This is a genomic window from Roseovarius sp. PS-C2, from assembly GCF_018862045.1.
GTDB lineage: Bacteria > Pseudomonadota > Alphaproteobacteria > Rhodobacterales > Rhodobacteraceae > Roseovarius.
On record NZ_JAHKSQ010000006.1, the window covers coordinates 71252 to 89456 of the forward strand.

General features: G+C 61.4%; 15 protein-coding genes. 12 read left to right on the forward strand and 3 right to left on the reverse strand.

Annotated elements, in window-relative coordinates; genetic code table 11:
* Positions 1 to 5: 5 nt before the first annotated feature.
* Both KPG71_RS12550 and KPG71_RS12555 read right to left on the reverse strand, forming a co-directional pair.
* Positions 6 to 1205 carry an acyl-CoA dehydrogenase family protein gene (locus KPG71_RS12550; RefSeq protein WP_050685921.1) on the reverse strand — a complete coding sequence of 400 codons (1200 nt, stop codon included), beginning with the start codon at positions 1203 to 1205 and terminating at the stop codon, positions 6 to 8.
* Between the two features lie 13 nt (positions 1206 to 1218).
* Positions 1219 to 2433 (reverse strand): acyl-CoA dehydrogenase family protein, encoded by a 1215-nt coding sequence (locus tag KPG71_RS12555; RefSeq protein WP_103911599.1) that lies wholly within the window; start codon positions 2431 to 2433, stop codon positions 1219 to 1221.
* A 16-nt stretch (positions 2434 to 2449) separates the two neighbouring features.
* Here KPG71_RS12555 and KPG71_RS12560 point away from each other — a divergent pair, with 16 nt between their 5' ends.
* The 5 genes from KPG71_RS12560 to KPG71_RS12580 are packed head-to-tail and all read left to right on the forward strand — an operon-like array spanning position 2450 to position 8774.
* Positions 2450 to 3358, forward strand: coding sequence for an enoyl-CoA hydratase-related protein (locus KPG71_RS12560; RefSeq protein ID WP_253196247.1), 909 nt, complete (start codon positions 2450 to 2452; stop codon positions 3356 to 3358).
* A 21-nt stretch (positions 3359 to 3379) separates the two neighbouring features.
* Positions 3380 to 5179: an acyclic terpene utilization AtuA family protein gene (locus KPG71_RS12565; RefSeq protein WP_050685923.1), complete on the forward strand. Its 1800-nt coding sequence runs from the start codon at positions 3380 to 3382 to the stop codon at positions 5177 to 5179.
* A gap of 12 nt (positions 5180 to 5191) precedes the next feature.
* Entirely contained in the window at positions 5192 to 6661 is a 1470-nt protein-coding gene (locus KPG71_RS12570; RefSeq protein ID WP_050685926.1) for an acetyl/propionyl/methylcrotonyl-CoA carboxylase subunit alpha, read from the forward strand.
* Positions 6649 to 7164, forward strand: coding sequence for an acetyl-CoA carboxylase biotin carboxyl carrier protein subunit (locus KPG71_RS12575; RefSeq protein ID WP_027238777.1), 516 nt, complete (start codon positions 6649 to 6651; stop codon positions 7162 to 7164). The genes KPG71_RS12570 and KPG71_RS12575 overlap by 13 nt, the downstream gene beginning before the upstream one ends.
* A 2-nt stretch (positions 7165 to 7166) precedes the next feature.
* Complete coding sequence (locus KPG71_RS12580; protein ID WP_027238778.1) at positions 7167 to 8774, forward strand: acyl-CoA carboxylase subunit beta; 1608 nt, start codon at positions 7167 to 7169, stop codon at positions 8772 to 8774.
* Between the two features lie 111 nt (positions 8775 to 8885).
* Here KPG71_RS12580 and KPG71_RS12585 read toward each other — a convergent pair whose 3' ends face one another.
* Complete coding sequence (locus tag KPG71_RS12585; RefSeq protein ID WP_027238779.1) at positions 8886 to 9497, reverse strand: transferase hexapeptide repeat family protein; 612 nt, start codon at positions 9495 to 9497, stop codon at positions 8886 to 8888.
* Between the two features lie 253 nt (positions 9498 to 9750).
* Here KPG71_RS12585 and KPG71_RS12590 point away from each other — a divergent pair, with 253 nt between their 5' ends.
* From KPG71_RS12590 to KPG71_RS12620, 7 genes are all read left to right on the forward strand, one after another.
* Positions 9751 to 10935: a lipid-transfer protein gene (locus KPG71_RS12590; RefSeq protein ID WP_027238780.1), complete on the forward strand. Its 1185-nt coding sequence runs from the start codon at positions 9751 to 9753 to the stop codon at positions 10933 to 10935.
* A gap of 24 nt (positions 10936 to 10959) precedes the next feature.
* On the forward strand, positions 10960 to 11790 hold the full coding sequence (locus KPG71_RS12595) for an SDR family NAD(P)-dependent oxidoreductase (protein WP_027238781.1): 831 nt from the start codon (positions 10960 to 10962) through the stop codon (positions 11788 to 11790).
* A 180-nt stretch (positions 11791 to 11970) separates the two neighbouring features.
* Positions 11971 to 12600, forward strand: a complete 630-nt coding sequence (locus tag KPG71_RS12600) for a TetR/AcrR family transcriptional regulator (RefSeq protein WP_027238782.1) — start codon at positions 11971 to 11973, stop codon at positions 12598 to 12600.
* A gap of 4 nt (positions 12601 to 12604) precedes the next feature.
* A complete protein-coding gene (locus KPG71_RS12605) occupies positions 12605 to 14203 on the forward strand; it encodes an acyl-CoA carboxylase subunit beta (protein ID WP_027238783.1) in 1599 nt (532 codons plus the stop codon).
* A gap of 9 nt (positions 14204 to 14212) precedes the next feature.
* A complete protein-coding gene (locus KPG71_RS12610; RefSeq protein ID WP_027238784.1) occupies positions 14213 to 15007 on the forward strand; it encodes a crotonase/enoyl-CoA hydratase family protein in 795 nt (264 codons plus the stop codon).
* Positions 14992 to 17007: a biotin carboxylase N-terminal domain-containing protein gene (locus KPG71_RS12615; protein WP_103911551.1), complete on the forward strand. Its 2016-nt coding sequence runs from the start codon at positions 14992 to 14994 to the stop codon at positions 17005 to 17007. The genes KPG71_RS12610 and KPG71_RS12615 overlap by 16 nt, the downstream gene beginning before the upstream one ends.
* Positions 17004 to 18170 (forward strand): acyl-CoA dehydrogenase family protein, encoded by a 1167-nt coding sequence (locus KPG71_RS12620; protein WP_103911550.1) that lies wholly within the window; start codon positions 17004 to 17006, stop codon positions 18168 to 18170. Before KPG71_RS12615 ends, KPG71_RS12620 begins: the two co-directional genes overlap by 4 nt.
* The last annotated feature ends 35 nt before the right edge of the window (positions 18171 to 18205 follow it).

Sequence of the window (18205 nt, forward strand, 5' to 3'; positions counted from 1 at the left end):
CGCCCCTAGTTCTTCAGCAATTCGCCAGAGATGATGAGTTTGCGAACCTCCTGGGTGCCTGCGCCGACCTCAAGCACGCGACCGGTCCGGTACAGCCGGTTCACTTCTGTATCACGCATGTAACCCGAGCCGCCGTGAATCTGGACAGCTTTGTCCAGCACGAAGGATGTCGCCTCAGCGGCCTTGTAGATCGCCGCAGCGGTGAGCTTGTGGATTTCGCCGCGCCCGCCTTCGCCCTCTTCGAGGCCTTCACACATGGCAGCGGTGCGCAAGGACAGGCTGCGCGCGGCCTCGATCTGCGTATACATGTCGGCCAGCATCGCCTGAACCATCTGAAAACTGGCGATCGGTTTGCCGAATTGCTGGCGTGTCTTGGCGTAATCGATGGAAATATCCAGCGCCCGCTGCGCAATGCCCAGAGCGTTGAAACAGACGATGGCACGTTCCAGATCAAGTCCGGACATGGTAACGGCAACCCCGCCATCCAGCTTGCCGACCATGTTTCTGGCCGGAACACGGCAATCTTCGAATACCAGTTCGCCCGTCGGCGAGCCGCGGAATCCCATCTTGTTGAGCTTCTGCGCCACCTTGAAACCGGGCGTGTCGGTTTCCACGATAAAGGCGGAAATGCCCTTGGCCCCTTTTTCGGGCGATGTCTTGGCATAGACCAGCACCAGATCGGCAATCGGCCCATTGGTGATGTAGATCTTGGCGCCGTTCAGGATGTAGTCGTCGCCATCCTTTTTGGCCGTGGTCCGCATCGAGCCAAGCGCATCAGACCCCGCGCCGGGTTCGGTCAGGCCCAGGGCGCCGATCAGCGTGCCGTCGCACAGACCTGGCAGGTATTTTCGGCGCAACTCGTCATTGGCGTTGCGATAGATGTTGTTGACGCACAAATTGTCATGCGCCACATGGGTCAGTCCGATGGCCGCAGAGGACCGCGACAGCTGTTCGGTGATGATGCAGGCCGAGGTGAAATCCAACCCAGCGCCGCCGAATTCCGGCGGCACGTTCAGTCCCAGGTAGCCCATTTCGCCCAGCTTGGGGAAAACCGAAGACGGCAGATCATCAGTATCGTCCATTTCGGCGTTCAGATGGTGGAATTCTGACATGAAGAACTTGCCGGCCTGATCGGCCAGCGCCTGCTGTTCGTCCGTCATGAAATGTGTCGGCAGAGCGATGTCGTTGCGCAGTTGCTTGTTCATTGTCTCGTCTCCCTCAGGCGCGCAAAAGTTCTTCGGCAATGATGATCTTGCGGACTTCGCTTGTGCCCGCGCCGATTTCCAGCAGCTTGTTGGCGCGGAACAGCCGGTTGATCTCGGTGTCCTGCATGTAGCCAGAGCCACCATGGATATGGCAGGCTTCGGTCACCGCCTTGTTGAATGCCTCGCCGGCGTAAAGACAGGCCGCCGCTGTCAATTTGTGGATTTCGCCGCGGCCCCCGGCCCCTTTTGGCAGGCCGGTACAGGCGGCCAGCGCACGATAACTGAAGGCACGCGCGGTTTCGACCTCGGTGTAGATCTCGGCCAATTTCGACTGCATCATTTGGAAACTTGCAATCGGCTTGCCGAATTGTTCGCGAATCTTGGCGTATTCCAGCCCAAGTTCCAGCGCGCGTTCGGCCATGCCAACGCAGACTGAGGCAACCATGGCACGCTCCAGATCCAGCCCGCTCATTACCACCGAAACGCCGGTGTTTTCCTGTCCAACCATGGCGGACGCGGGTACGCGGCAATCCTCAAACACCAGTTCTCCGGTTGGCGAACCGCGAAAGCCCATCTTGTCAAGCTTTTGCGCCACCTTGAAACCGGGATTGTCCGTCTCGATGATGAAAGCAGAAATGCCCTTGGCGCCCTTCGACTTGTCGGTTTTGGCGTAAAGCAGGATCACATCGGCAATCGGTCCGTTAGTGATATAGATCTTCGAGCCGTTGATGATGTATTCGTCGCCGTCGCGGCGCGCGGTGGTCGCCATGGACCCAAGCGCATCGGACCCCGCGCCCGGTTCGGTCAAGCCCAAAGCACCAACCAGTTCGCCCGAGCAAAGACCCGGCACGTATTTCTTTACCTGCTCTTCGGATCCATTGCGCAGCAGGTTATTCAGGCACAGGTTGTCATGCGCCCCGTGTGAGAGGCCCACAGCCGGATTCCACTTCGAAATCACCTCGGATACCAGCGCCTGGGTGAATTCGTTCTGTCCCGATCCACCTAGCTCTTCGGGTGCGGTAATCCCCAGCAGGCCCAGCTCGCCCATCTGCTTGAACAGATCATCGGGCCACCATTCCTCGTCATCCATACGCGCTTGCAGCGGGTGCAGCACCTCGCGCGACACCCGATCCACGTGGTCGACGATCTGGCGTTGCTCATCAGTCAAAGAATAGTTCGCCCTGATGGCTTCCAGATCAGCCGAGATGGCCTCACTTTGAGTGGTCATATAATCCTCCCGCAAAATGTCGTCCGCAGTGTTGACCAAAATCAAACACATGTTAGAAAATAGATCAAGCCAAGCTTTTGGCGACCTGACGTTAGAAAGCGCGGTGGTCAGAATAGAATACAGGGGGGGAGCTTCGGAAATGACTGAGAGCGTTGTTCAATCGCAGGCGCGCGGCAAAGAAGTGCGTATCACGATAAAACGTCCTGACCATCGAAATGCCCTCAACCGCGAGGTCGCGGACGGGATCATGGCCGCCATATGTGCTGCCGAGAGGGACAGCGATTGCCGCGTGATCGTTTTGACCGGCGAGGGTGAGCGCGCCTTCTGTGCCGGGGGCGACATCAAGGCGGGTGCGGATGGCGGCCCGTTTATTCAGGATCCGGCGGACCCGGATCATTTTGCCGGAAGGTTGTTCGAGACGGTACAGGCGTGCCGAAAGCCAACGATCGCACGCATCAATGGCGTCGCGATGGGGGCGGGGGCGGGCATCATCTGTGCCTGCGATCTGGCTGTGATGGCGGATCACGCCCGCATCGGAACGCCCGAGGTCAAGGTGGGCCTGTTTCCCATGACGATCGTGCCACCCATGATGCGCGTGCTGCCCCGACGGAGACTGATGGAGATGTTCATCACCGGCGTTCCTTTGACGGCCGAGGAAGCCCTGCAATTCAATCTGGTCAACTATGTGACCGATGCTGTGGGGTTGGACGACAAGGTTGCAGAACTGGTTTCCCAGATTGCTGCGCAGTCGCCGAGCGCGATCCGGCTGGGGAAATACGCCTGCCACGCGATGGAGGACATGACCTATCCACAGCAGATGCGGTTTGCAGAAACGCTGTTGCCGCGAGTAGCGCAGACCGAAGACGCGCGCGAAGGCTTTGATGCCTTTGTTACGAAGCGCAAACCTGAATGGACAGGCCGCTGACCAAGCGGGGAGGAGAGGTATATGTCAGAACAAAAACTGCGCATCGGATGTGCATCGGGCTTCTGGGGCGATACGCCGGAAGCGATCGGTCAACTGGTCTCAAAGGGCGAGATCGACTATCTGGTGTTTGATTATCTGGCAGAGGTGACAATGTCGCTGATGGCGCGGGCCCGCGCCAAAACACCCGAGTCGGGCTATGCGCCGGATTTCATCAAGGCGCTGGCACCCTGGTTACCAGACATCAAGGCAAAAGGGATCAAGGTCGTTGCCAATGCCGGAGGTGTGAACCCGCGTGGTTGCAGCGATGCGCTTGCCAAAGCCGCCGCCGGGGCCGGGATCGATCTGTCCATCGGAGTCGTGCTGGGCGATGACCTGTTGCCTAGGGCCGATGAAATTCGCAAAAGCGGTCAGACGGAAATGTTCTCGGGTGTCGAATTTCCAGACGATATATGGAGCATGAACGCCTATCTGGGTGCCCGCCCCATTGCTGCCGCGCTGGATGCCGGGGCCGACATCGTGATCACCGGACGCTGTGCCGACAGCGCCGTCGCGCTTGGCCCCCTGATGCATGAATACGGCTGGGGCGATGATGACTGGGACAAGCTCAGTCAGGGATCGCTGGCCGGCCACCTGATCGAATGCGGCCCCCAGGGAACCGGCGGCAACTTCACCGACTGGCAGGACGTGCCGGGTTGGGACAATATGGGCATGCCCATCGTCGAGGTGTCCGAAGACGGCAGTTTCATCATGACCAAGACGCCTGACACCGGCGGGCTGGTCGTGCCCGGGTCAGTCGGAGAGCAGATGCTCTATGAAATCGGGGACCCGCGCGCCTACCTGTTGCCCGACGTGATCTGCGACTGGTCCGGGGTCACCCTGGAACAGGTCGGACCCGACCGGGTGCTGGTCAAGGGCGGCAGGGGGCTTGGGCGCACCGACAGCTACAAGGTGTCGGCGACCCATGCCGATGGCTGGCGCGCGGTCTCTACCCTGACACTGGCCGCGATTGATGCCCCTGCCAAGGCCGAACGTGTGGCCGAGGCGATCCTGACACGCTGTCGCCGGATTTTTCGCGACCGCAAAATGGACGATTTTCGGCAGGTCAGCGTCGAGGTGCTGGGCGCCGAGGCGGCATATGGCGCAAACGCGCGCGCGCGGACCCGCGAGGTGGTGCTCAAGATCGGCGCGGTCCATGACAATCGCGCCGCGCTGAACATCTTTGCCGGTGAAATCGCACCGATGGCGATTTCGACCGCGCAGGGTCTGACCGGGTTCTTCGCCGGACGGCCAAAGGTGCAGCCGGTGGTCCGTCTATTTTCCTTCCTTCAGAGCAAGGCCGAAACCCCCGTCGCGGTCGAGGTCGACGGCAAGGATGTGCCCGTGAGCGTGGCCACTACGCCAGTCCACCTTGATCCGCCTGCCGCACCGCCCGCAGATAGCCGCGAGCCCGGCCCGGACGTTGTCAAGGTCCGCCTCGTCGATCTGGCCTGGGGCCGCTCGGGCGACAAGGGGAATATCGCCAATATAGGCATCCTTGCGCGTAAGCCGGACTACCTGCCATATATCCGCTCGGCTCTCAGCGAAGAAGTGGTGAAAGACTATTTCGTCCATGTCTGCGAAGGCACGGTCGAACGGTTCGACCTGCCCGGAAGCCATGCGCTGAATTTCCTGTTGCATGACTCGCTTGGCGGTGGCGGAATCGCCTCGGTCCGCATCGACCCACAGGGCAAAGGCTTCGCGCAGATGCTGCTTGATATTGAAATTCCCGTGCCCGCCGATCTGGCCGCACGTGACCGGCTAAACGCCGCGAACCCGAACTAAGAGGACAGGCCCATGACCATTTCGAAACTCCTGGTCGCCAATCGGGGTGAGATCGCGGCGCGCGTGTTGCGCACCGCCAAGGCCCGCGGGCTTGAGACGGCCGTTTTACGCCATGTCGCCGAGCAAGAGGGGCCGGCCCATCTGATCGCAGATGAGGTCGTGATGATCGACGGCCCGACGCCCGTGGCCGCCTATCTCGACATTTCTCAGATCGTCGCGGCGGCAACAAAGATCGGCGCGGACGCGGTGCACCCCGGCTATGGCTTTCTGTCAGAGAATGCCGGTTTTGTCGCGGCGCTGGAAAGAGCCGGAGTGACCTTTGTCGGTCCGACGTCCGAGGTCATCGACCTGATGGGCGACAAGGTCCGCGCCCGCGCCTTTGTCGAGGAACGCGGGTTTCCCGTCGCCCCCTCGGCGATCGAGGATGACGATCCGGCGAGCTTTGTCGAACGCGCCCGCGCCGTTGGCTATCCGCTGCTGATCAAACCCTCGGCCGGCGGCGGTGGCAAGGGCATGCGCGTCGTACGCGAAGACAGCACGCTGGAGACCGAAATCGAAACCGCGCGCCGCGAAGGCGAACGGTATTTCGGTGACGGCCGTCTGTTTGTCGAACGCTATATCGAACGCCCGCGCCATATCGAGGTGCAGGTGATGGGCGACGGGCAAGGCAACGTGGTACATTTCTGGGAACGCGAATGTTCGATCCAGCGCCGGTTCCAGAAGATTATCGAGGAAACGCCCTCTCCGGCGCTGACCCCCGAGCAACGGGGTGAGATCTGCGAAACCGCTGCCGGAATTGCCCGCGCCGTCAACTATCGCGGGGCAGGGACCGTTGAATTCATCTATGCGCAGGACGGGGCCTTTTATTTCCTGGAAATGAACACCCGCCTTCAGGTCGAACATCCGGTGACCGAGATGGTAACCGGCTTTGATCTGGTTGCTGAGCAACTGCGCGTAGCGGCGGGCGAGTGCTTGAGCGCCGCGCAGGCGGATATTCCCCAGATTGGCCATTCGATCGAATTGCGCATCTGCGCCGAGGACGCAACGGCCGATTTTCGTCCTGCGATAGGGGATATCCTGCTGCTGGACGAACCGATGGGCGAGGGTATCCGTGTGGACAGCGGCATTCTGGATGGCGGCAAGGTGACGACCGACTTCGACCCGATGCTGTCCAAGCTGATCGTGCATGGCCGGGATCGCGCGCAGGCCATCACCCGTGCCCGAAATGCGGTGCAAAACTATGTGGTTCTGGGGGTGACGACCAACACCGGCTATCTGGATGAAATCCTTGCGCATCCCGATTTTGCCTCGGGCGACGTATCAACCGGGTTTCTGGCTGAACAATCCGAAACGCTGACCGCGCCGGGCGAAGATGTCTCTGACCTGTTGATGGCGGCGGCGGCTCTATCGGACGAGCGACTGGTGAGTGACGTAATGCAGATACCGGAAATGTACCGCAAGATGGGCGGGTGGAGAAACTGATGCAACGGATTTTTCAGATCGACGGAGTAGAGACTGATTGCTGGCTGGGTCATGATGGCAGCCGGTTCGTGCTCAATACCCCCACTGGCGCTGTTGCCTGCCAATTGGACCCGACGGGTCTGCCGGGCGGTTACAAGCTGCGGGCCAAGGGTGTTGTGCGCGAATTGCGACTGGCCGTGGGGCCGGAAGCAACTTTTATGCACATGGACGGGCGAACCTACGAAGTCGGGCGGGTTGATCCCGCCGAACGCCTGGCCGGAAGCGACGGTGGCGCGAGCGACGACCGATTGGTGGCGCCCATGCCGGGTGTCGTGGTGTCAGTTGCGGTTAAACCCGGCGATGCGGTTGAAGAAGGCCAGCCGCTTCTGGTGATCGAAAGCATGAAGTTGGAAACCACACTGACGGCGCCGCGCGACGGGGTCGTTGCCGAAATGCCATTCGCCGAAGGCGACAGTTTCGGTCTGAAAGACATCTTGGCCCAATTGGCTCCGGAGGAGGAGTGACCATGCGCAGAATTGAAAGTCAGATCGACACCAATGCCGCCGACTACAAGGCAAATTATGCCGCCATGTCCGAACGGCTGAAGGAATTTCACGCCCGCCAGCACGCTGCACGCTATGAGCGCCCGCAGCGCGACTTTGACCGCCTTGCCCGCCAGAACAAACTGGGCGTGCGCGAGCGGCTGGAATTGTTGCTGGACCCCGGCACGCCGTTCCTGGAGTTTTCGACCCTCGCGGCCTGTCGTGAATATGACGGCGCGGTGCCCGGCGCAGGTGTGGTTACGGGGATCGGCATCGTGCAAGGCCGCGAGGTCGCCATCCACGCCAACGATGCCAGCGTCAAGGGCGGTGCCTGGTATCCGCATACCGTGAAAAAGATCGTGCGCCTTCTGGATGTCGCCTTGGAAAACCGCCTGCCGGTCATCCATATCTGCGACAGCGCGGGCGGATTCCTGCCGCTGCAGCACGGGGTGTTTCCCGACCGGTATCTGGGCGGGCGGGTGTTCCGCAACCAGGTCAAGCTGAGCCAGGCCAATATCCCGCAGATTGCCGTGGTTGGCGGACACTGTACGGCTGGCGGCGCCTATGTGCCGACGCTGAGCGACTACAACATCATCATCGAAGGCACAGGCGCGATTTTTCTTGGCGGTCCGCCGCTGGTCAAGGCGGCCACCGGCGAAGAGGTCGGTGTTCAGGAGCTTGGCGGCGCGGTCATGCACACCTCGGTCTCGGGCACGGGCGATTATCGCGCCGCGACCGAACAGCATGCCTTTTCACTGGCGCGCGAAATTGTCAGCCAGTGGAAGCGCACACCGAAAACGATCATCGAAACCGCATCTTTTGAGGAACCGTATTACGACCCTAAAGAACTCTACGGGATCATTCCGAAGGACCGGAAAACCCAGTTCGACATGCGCGAGGTTCTGGCCCGGATCGTGGACGGATCGCGGTTCCACGAATATCAGCCGGACTATGGCACCACGATGGTGTGCGGCTTTGCCCATATCTGGGGCTACAAGGTCGGCATTCTTGCCAACAACGGGGTGCTGTTCAACGACAGTTCTCTGAAGGCAGCGCATTTCATGCAGCTGTGCAATCAGAACCGCACGCCTCTGGTCTTCTTCCAGAACATCACCGGCTATATGGTGGGCCGCGAATACGAAGAACGCGGCATCGCCAAGGACGGCGCCAAGATGCTGATGGCACAGGGTGGCTCGGTCGTGCCGAAGTTCACCGTGATCGCCAATGCCTCTTACGGGGCAGGCAATTACGGCATGTGCGGGCGGGCCTGGGATGCGCGCACGTTATTCATGTGGCCCCAGGCCGAGATCGGCGTGATGGGTGCGGATCAGGCCGCCAATACTATGGCTGACGTCAAGATCCGGCAGCTTCAGCGCGAAGGCAAGGAATTGACCGAAGAAGAAATCGCCGCGATCCGCGAACCGGTGCTGGAAAAATACAAGCGCGATGTCGAGGCTTATACCTCGACCTCGGAATTGTGGGACGACGGCATCCTCGATCCGGCGGACACACGCAACGCGCTTGGCATGTCGATTTCCGCCTCGCTCAATGCACCGATCGAGGAACCACACTACGGGATCTTCCGGCTGTAAAGGCTTGAGGGACGGCACACCGGGTCGGGGAGTGCCGTTCCGCATCAAGGCGCTTCCAACTGGCGCTTTCGAAAGCTGAAGTAGTCCTGACCGGTCCGGTTCCCGGACAGGTCAGGACGATGTCTGCCGCGCCTCCTGAATCGAAACGACGTCAGAGGCCGCCATGCCGGGCCGGTCTGCCTCGACCGCCTTCAGCGGCTCGACCGGCGTCAATCCGGCCAGACAATCGCGCGCAAGTTGCTGGTATTCCGCGGTGCCGCGCGTTTTCCACGCGATTTCTTTCTCGCTGACCTCGCGGATCACCTTTGCCGGCGATCCCACCACCATCGAACGCGACGGAATCACGGTTTCGCCACGCACAAACGCCTGCGCGCCGACAATCGATTCCGCCCCAAGCTCTACACCATCCATAATGACGGAATTCATTCCGACCAGAGCGTTCCGGCCCACCGTGCAACCGTGCAGGATCGCGCCATGGCCGATGTGGCCGTCGCTTTCCACCACGGCGTCGCGGCCGGGAAAGGAATGGATGATGCAATTGTCCTGAACATTGGCTCCATCCCCGATCACGATCCTGCCGAAATCGCCCCGCAAGCTTGCCCCGGGGCCGATGTAGCATCCATGACCCAGGATGACATTCCCGATCAGAACGGCCTGAGGGTGGACATATGTATCCTCGGGCACGACGGGTATAAAACCCTTGAACTCATAACAGTATGCCATTCCGACCACCTTTCGTAAGCTGAGTGCTAAACGCTTGTCGGCGGTTGCGCCGGGACCAGAATCCCTCAATTGTGCCGCCGATCAGGGCGTGTGGCCCGAAATCAAACACAAGTTAGAAAATAGCGCAAGCTCCCTACGTCACAGCTTGGCGATATTGACACTTCCCAAGGTTAGAATTAAAAATCTAACAAATGGTAGAAAATAGACTGGCGGACCGATTAGGGTGGCCTGACCGAACTTGGGAGAGAGAGAAATGACAGACAAAGCCTATGTTGCAGGCGTTGGGATGGTCCCGTTCCAGAAGCCGGGAAAATCCGAAAGCTACGATGTGATGGCGACCGCTGCGACCCGGTCCGCTCTGGCTGACGCGGGGTTGGATTATGATAAAGTCCAACAGGCCTATGTTGGCTATGTCTATGGCGACAGCACCTGCGGTCAGCGCGCCCTGTACCATGTCGGAATGACAGGCATCCCGGTTCTGAATGTGAACAACAACTGCTCGACCGGATCGTCCGCCCTGTTCCTGGCCAGGCAGGCAGTTGAAAGCGGCGCGGTCGAATGTGCTCTGGCACTAGGGTTCGAACAGATGCAGCCCGGCGCAATCGGTGCGATGTTCCATGACCGGGTCAGCCCCTTTGCGGCATTCGACAGAGAAACCGACGAACTGGTTGGCAGTGCCGAGATCCCGCTGGCGCTGCGGTACTTCGGCGGTGCGGGCAAGGCGCATATGGACGAGTTCGGCACCCCCCTGGAAACCTTCGCAAAAATCCGCGCCAAGGCCAGCCGACATGCTGCGAAGAATCCGGTTGCCCTGTTCCGGCAGGAGGTGACGGCGGAAGACGTCATGGCCACCCAGGTCGTCTGGCCCGGCATCATGACCAAGCTCATGGCCTGTCCGCCAACCTGTGGCGCGGCCGCCGCGATCATTTGTTCCAAGGAATTCGCCGACAAGCACGGACTGGACAGTTCGGTTCGGATCGCGGCGCAGGCCATGACGACGGACGGCCCGGAAACTTTCGAAGCCCATGACATGCGCGAAGTGGTCGGCTTTTCGATGGCCAAGCGCGCCGCCGATCAGGTTTACGAGGACGCGGGCATCGGGCCCGAGGACGTGGATGTGGTCGAACTGCACGACTGTTTCGCCCACAACGAGCTGATCACCTATGAGGCGCTTGGCCTTTGCGGTCGCGGCGAAGCGGCGAAATTCGTTGATGATGGCGACAACACCTACGGCGGAAAATACGTGACCAACCCGTCGGGCGGTCTATTGTCCAAAGGCCATCCGCTTGGGGCGACCGGCCTAGCGCAATGTACCGAGCTCGTTCAGCAGCTTCGCGGCCAGGCAGATGCGCGCCAGGTTGATGGCGCACGTCTGGCGCTTCAGCACAATCTGGGCCTCGGCGGGGCCTGCGTCACCACGCTTTATGAAAAAGCCTGATAGCGACTTTCGGGAGGAATCAATATGACTGGAAAACTCGACGGGCGCGTGGCGCTGGTCTCGGGCTCGGGCCGGGGCATTGGCCGCGAAATCGCTCTCAAACTGGCCTCGGAAGGGGCCCGGCTGGTGATCAACGATCTGGATGCGGATCCGGCCAATGAAACCGCCGAGGCGGTACGCGCAACGGGAGCCGAGGCCGTGGTCTGTGCCGGCAGCGTCACCGAAGACGGTTTTGCCGAACGGTTCATCAAGACCGGCATGGACAGCTTTGGCGGGCTGGACATCATCGTGAACAATGCGGGCTATACTTGGGACAGCGTCGTTCAGAAAATGACCGACGAACAATGGCAGGCGATCATCGACGTTCACCTGACGGCCCCCTTCAGGATCCTGCGCGCCGCGCAGCCGGTGATCAGCGCCAAGGCCAAGGAAGAGGCCGCCGCCGGACAGGAAGTGTTCCGCAAGGTGGTCAACATCTCGTCCATCGCAGGGACCGGCGGCAATGCTGGCCAGATCAACTATTCCGCCGCCAAGGCCGGCATTCTGGGTGTCACCCGGACGATGGCCAAGGAATGGGGCCGCTACAAGGTCAACGTCAATGCCGTGGCTTTCGGCCCGATCCGCACCCGCCTGACCGAGGGCAGCGCCGACGGAGACAGCACGATCCAGGTCGAGGAAAAAGAGATCAAGGTCGGCGTGAATCCCGATCTCCTGTCCCAGATGGAGCACATGATCCCGCTGGGCCGGGTCGGCACTCCGGAAGAAGCTGCCGGTGCTGTCTATCTGTTCTGTGCGCCGGAATCGAACTTCATTTCAGGCCAACACATCATCTGCGGTGGCGGTTTCGTGATCTAAGGCATTTGCCCGGACCCCGTCATCGGGCCCGGGCAAGCACATTAATGTCTGGGCGGCCTCTTGGCGGTCGCCAATGCGGAATTTTCCGCAGACTCTAGTCTGGCACGATCACGACGATTTACTCACTTGGGCTATTAACCTAACAGGCGTTAGTTAGGCGTTGGGGCGATACGAAAGTCTATGGCACAAAACACGGCAATCAAAGTCAACGAGACATCGCGCAGCGCGGTTGGACGGGACGGGGTGCTGGACATTGCCGCGCGGCTTTTCCGCGAACAAGGCTACGGGTCCGTTTCGCTCCGAAAAATTGCCGAGGCCGCCGGGATCAAGGCGGGTAGCATATACTATCATTTCGGTTCCAAGGACGAGATCGTCGCGGCCGTTCTTGATGCAGGGATTCGGGTCGTTCACGCGAGTATGAGAGACGCCATCACCGACCTGCCAGCCGATACCGATGGCGAAACGATCCTGCGCTCTGCGATCCGGGCGCATTTGCGCGCGCTTCTTGATGTGAGCGATTATACATCGGCGAATGTGCGTATTTTCGGGCAGGTGCCGCAATCCGTCCGGGATGCCAACTTGCCCACGCGCAGGACCTATGAGGCTGAGTGGGACAGTCTTCTGTCCCAGCTTAAGAAAGATGGCACGCTGAAGCAAGACGTCGATATCCGTCGCCTGCGCCTGATGCTGATCGGTACATTGAACGCCACGCTCGATTGGTTCGACCCGGACCGCGGTAGCGCCGATGCGTTGTCACGCACCTATGCCGATGTGTTCCTCAACGGGATACTCCAAAGACAGGATACCTGACTTCATGGCACGTCTTGAAACAGCGGTGCTGACCGCATCAGAGACCTACACCCGCAACCACGCCGCACAAAGCGAGCGCGTCGAAACGCTGCGCGCGCGGATCGCCGAAGCAACGGCTGGCGGCCGCCCCGACATGGTCGCGCGGCATCGCAAGCGCAGCAAGCTGTTGGTTCGCGAACGGATCGACCTGCTGGTAGATACGGGCACTGCGTTTCTTGAGCTGTCGTCGCTTGCCGCCTACGGTCAATACGGGGGCGAGGTGCCCGGTGCGGGAATCGTGACCGGTATCGGGATCGTCCACGGGCTTCCCTGCGTTGTGATCGCCAACGATGCGACAGTGAAGGGTGGGTCTTTCTATCACGAAACCGTGCAGAAACACATCCGCGCCCAGGAAATCGCAGCCGAGAACCGGCTGCCCTGCCTCTATCTGGTGGATTGCGGCGGTGCCTATCTGCCAGAGCAGGACCGGGTTTTCCCCGATGCCCGCCATTTCGGCAATTCCTTTTATCGTCAAACCAACATGTCCGCGAGCGGCCTGCCGCAGATCGCGGCGGTCTTTGGAGGCTGCACGGCCGGTGGGGCCTATATCCCGGCCCTGTCGGACGAAGTCATCATGGTACGCGGCAACGCACGCATCCATCTGGGCGGCCCCTCGATCGTCAAGGTGGCGATCAACGAAGAGGTTGATGGAGAAACATTGGGGGGGGCCGAGATGCATTCGCGCGTCTCCGGTGTGTCTGACCATCTGGCCGAGGACGAGTATCATGCGCTTGCTCTGATGCGCGACATCGTATCCGAACTGGGCCTGTCGCGCCCGATGGGTCCCGATGCAACCTGCGCGCCGCCGGCGCGCAACCCAGAGGAACTGCTTGGCGTCATCAGCGCCGATCGCAAACAGCCCTATGACATGCGCGAGGTTCTACTGCGCATGATCGACGCCGGCGAATTCCGCGAATTCAAGCCCGGATGGGGTGAGACGCTGGTCTGCGGCACCGCGCGGATTCACGGCTATCGAGTGGGCATTCTCGCAAATAATGGGGCGCTTGTGTCCGACAGTTCGCTCAAGGGCGCGCAATTCGTGTCGATGTGCGATCAACGCAACATCCCGCTTTTGTTCCTCCACAACATCTCGGGCTTCATGGTCGGCACCGAAGCCGAGCGCGGCGGCATTGCCAAAGACAGTGCCAAGCTGGTCTATGCCATGTCGGTTGCCAAGGTGCCGCGCCTGTCGGTCCTCTTGGGCGGCTCATACGGGGCAGGCAACTACGGCATGTGCGGACGTGGTTTCGCCCCGAATTTTCTCTTTGCCTGGCCCACGGCGGAACTGGCCACCATGTCTGCCGACATCGCTACAAATGTGATGCTGGAACTGCGCCGCCAGAAAGGGGGCGACCCGGGCAAGATGGAGGCCGACATGAAGCTGATCGAGGAGCAGGTTCGGGCCCAGTATGGTGAACAGTCCGATCCCTATTATGCCACCTCGCGGCTTTGGGATGACGGGCTGATCGAACCCGCGCAAACCCGCGATATCCTTGGCCTGTGCCTGGCCATCGTGACATCGGTGCCCGAAGCCGGTCGCCATACGCCTGTATTCAGAATGTGAGGCTTCAAGTTGAACAATACCTACAACACGATCCTTGTCGAAACTGATGCGCGCGGCGTCGCCACGCTGACGCTCAACCGCCCCGACAAACACAATGCGCTGAATGGCGAATTGATCGCAGAGCTATACGATGCCGCCGAAAAGCTGGCTGCAGATGACGATGTGCGTATTGTGGTCCTGACCGGCGCGGGCAAGAGCTTCTGCGCGGGCGGCGATTTCAACTGGTTCTCGTCAAACATCGAAAAGTCCCGTGCCGAACGGGTAGACCAGAGCGCCACGCTGGCGCGGTTGTTGCGCCGTCTCGACACGCTGCCCAAACCCTTGATCGGGCGGATCAACGGCCCGGCCTACGGTGGCGGTGTCGGCATGATTTCCGTCTGCGACTACACCATCGGCGCCGAAGGCGCGCGCTTCGGTCTGACCGAGGTCAAGCTGGGCCTTCTGCCCGCGAATATATCGCCTTATGTGGTGGCCCGCATCGGCAAGGTGCATTCGCGTGAGACCATGCTGTCGGGGGCGTTGTTCGACACCGCCCGCGCCGAGCGGATCGGTCTGTTGACCGAAGTTGTCGCGTCGGGCGACTTGGACGCCACGGTGAACCGGGTGGTGCATGATCACCTTCAGGCCGCGCCGGGTGCCGTGGCCGATACCAAGGCGCTGATCGCCTATGTCGCGTCCCACGATCTGGAGACCAACATGATCTACACCGCCGACCGGCTGGCCGATGCGTGGGAGACGGAGGAAGGTATCGAAGGCATCAACAGCTTCATCAACAAGGGCGTTCCGTCATGGCGGGTGAAATGAGCTTCACCCGCGTTCTGATCGCCAACCGGGGCGAGATTGCCCGGCGCATCCAGCGCGGGTGCCGCAAACTGGGGCTGGAAAGCGTAGCGGTGTTTTCGGACGCGGACCGCGACGCGCCCTTCGTGGCCGAGGCCGATCATGCCGTCTGCATCGGTGGGGCCGCCCCGTCGGACAGTTATTTGAACGTCGAGGCCATCCTTGAGGCTGCGCGGGCGACGGGCGCGGGTGCGGTGCACCCGGGCTATGGTTTTCTGTCTGAGAATGCCGGTTTCGCGGCGGCGGTCGAGGCGGCGGGCCTTGTGTTCATCGGGCCGGAACCCGACGCTATCGCGCGGATGGGCTCCAAGATCGAGGCCAAGGCTGCCGCCGAAGCCGCAGGCGTGCCCGTCCTGCCCGGCTATCGCGGCGAGGATCAGTCCGACGCGCGCCTGCTGCAAGAGGCCGAGGCGCTTGGCACCCCCTTTCTGGTCAAGGCCAGCGCCGGCGGCGGCGGACGCGGGATGCGGCTTGTCTCCGATCTGGGCGACGCACCCGAAGCGATTGCATCTGCCCGGGCCGAAGCGCAGAGCGCCTTCGGCGATCCGGCGGTGTTCCTCGAACGCTATGCGCCCCGTGCCCGCCACGTCGAAGTGCAGGTTCTGGGCGACACTCACGGCACCGTGCTGCATCTGGGCGACCGCGATTGTTCGCTGCAACGCAACCACCAAAAGCTGATCGAAGAAGCCCCCGCCGCCGATCTTCCCGAGGCTGTGCGCGACCGCATGCGTGCGGCAGCGGTGCGGTTGGCGCAGGCGATCGGCTATCGCTCCGCCGGGACGGTGGAATACCTCTATGACCCCGGGCGCGGTGAATACTACTTTCTGGAAATGAATACCCGGTTGCAGGTGGAACACCCCGTGACCGAGGCGATCACCGGCATCGATCTGGTCGAATGGCAGTTGCGCATCGCGCGGGGCGAGCCGCTGGCGCTGACGCAAGGCGATGTGCAGTTTGACGGGCACGCCATTGAAATCCGCATCGCCGCCGAAAACCCGGACGAGAATTTCCGCCCCGAAACGGGCGAGATCAGCCTTTGGGCTCCGCCCGCCGGCGTGCGGCTCGATACCGGGGTCGAGGCAGGCTCGGTCGTCAGCCACCATTACGATTCGATGATTGCCAAGCTGATCGTCCACGCGCCGGACCGGGCCGGTGCGATCCGTCAGGCGGTTGTCGCAATGGATGCCTTTGCAGTCGGTGGCGTCGGTCTGAACCTGGCCTATCAGCGCGCGTTGCTGACACACCCGGATTTTGCGGCGTTCCGGCACCATACCTCGGGCCTGCCCGAGATGTTCTCAGGCGGCTGGAGTGAACCGTCCGCTGATCCCCGGGACATGGCCCTTGCCGCGATGGCGCTGCATCTGCATCTCGCCCCGGCGGGCGCGTCGCCCTGGGAAAGCCTGGGGTCATGGCGGCTCACGGCCCCTGCGGGGTGGCCCGGTGCAGCATCCTATTGGGCGACGACCAAAGACGACCAGATCCGCGTAAACGGCTCCGGGTCGGTGTTGACAGCCGTACAGCCGGACGGCCAGGCCATAACGGTCGAGAGCGCCGCTTTAGCCGAATGCCGTCTGAGCGGACGCTTCGACGGGGTTCCATTTTCGCGCACCGCCTATGTCGCGCGCGCGTCGAGTCACTGGCGGGTGCACCTGCAAACCCCTGCCGGAATGACCGCGACAGACCTGCGCACGCTGGAAGACCAGCATCTGCAACGTGCCACCGGTGGATCTGGCGGCGCTGACCTGATGTCCGCACCCATGCCCGGCGCCGTTGCCGAGGTGCGTGTCGCACTCGGCGATCGCGTCAAAGCCGGCGACACGCTGGTGGTTCTGGAAGCCATGAAGCTGCTGCAAAGCCTGCCCGCGCCGGTCGCGGGCGTGGTGACAGAAATCTATTGTGCACCCGGCGATACGGTCGCCGGGCACGCCCCACTTATCAAACTCGATCCAGAGGAAAACACATGACCAGACAAGACAGCATTACTCAGGTCACCGGCCCGTTCAACGAAGACCTCGAGATGATCCGCGACCAGCTGCGCCGGTTCATCGAAACCGAGGTGACAGCCAAGGCCGAGCCCTGGGAAGAGGAGGGCATGGTGCCCCGCGACGTGCTGCGCCGGATGGGTGATCTCGGCGTTCTGGGGATGCGCTATGACGAACAGTATGGCGGCGCGGGGCTGGACGTGATGTCCAGCGTGGTTTTGGCCGAAGAGGTCGGGCGATCCACCTTCGGCGGATTCTCGGCCACGGTTCTGGTCCACACCGACATGGCCTCGCCGCATCTGGAAAACGCCGGCACGCCCGAACAGAAGGCGCGGTGGATGCCGTCGATCACCTCTGGCGAAATGATCACCGCCGTCGCCGTGACCGAGCCGGGCGCGGGCTCGGACGTGGCCGGCATGCGCACCCGCGCGGTGCGGGACGGGTCGGATTGGGTGCTGAACGGCACCAAGATGTTCATCACCAACGGCGTGCATGGCGATCTCTACTTTGTCGGCGCCAAGACCGATCCCGATGCCAAGGGGTCGCGCGGGATCACCATGTTTGCGGTCGAAAAAGGCACGCCGGGCTTTTCGGTCGGACGGGCGTTGAACAAGACCGGCTGGCTGTGCTCGGACACTGCCGAACTGATCTTCGAAGATGTCCGCATCCCGGCCGAAAACGTTCTGGGCGAGGTCAACCGCGGTTTCTATTCGGTGATGAAGAACTTCCAGAACGAACGCATCGTCCTGGGTGCGATGGCCTGTGCCGAAGCGCAAACCGCGCTGGACATGACCGTGGATTACGTCAAGCAGCGCAGGGCCTTTGGCGGCGTTCTGTGGGACAAGCAGGCCGTGCGCCAACGGCTGGCCGACTGTCAGACGCGGATCGCGGCAGGACGTCAGCTGGTCTATCACGCCGCCGGTCTGGATGCCGCGGGCGGTGACTGCGTGAAAGAGGTCTCGATGGTCAAAGCCTATTGCGGCGAACTGGTGAACAGCGTGCTTTATGACTGCGTCCAGTTTCACGGCGGCATGGGTTATATGCGCGAAACACCGGTGGAACGCATGTCACGCGATGCCCGTGTGCAGGCCATCGGCGGCGGGGCGAGCGAAGTCATGTTGGAAGAAGTCGCCAAGCGCATGTGAGCTTACTATCCAAAAAAATAACAATCTTCAGAAAC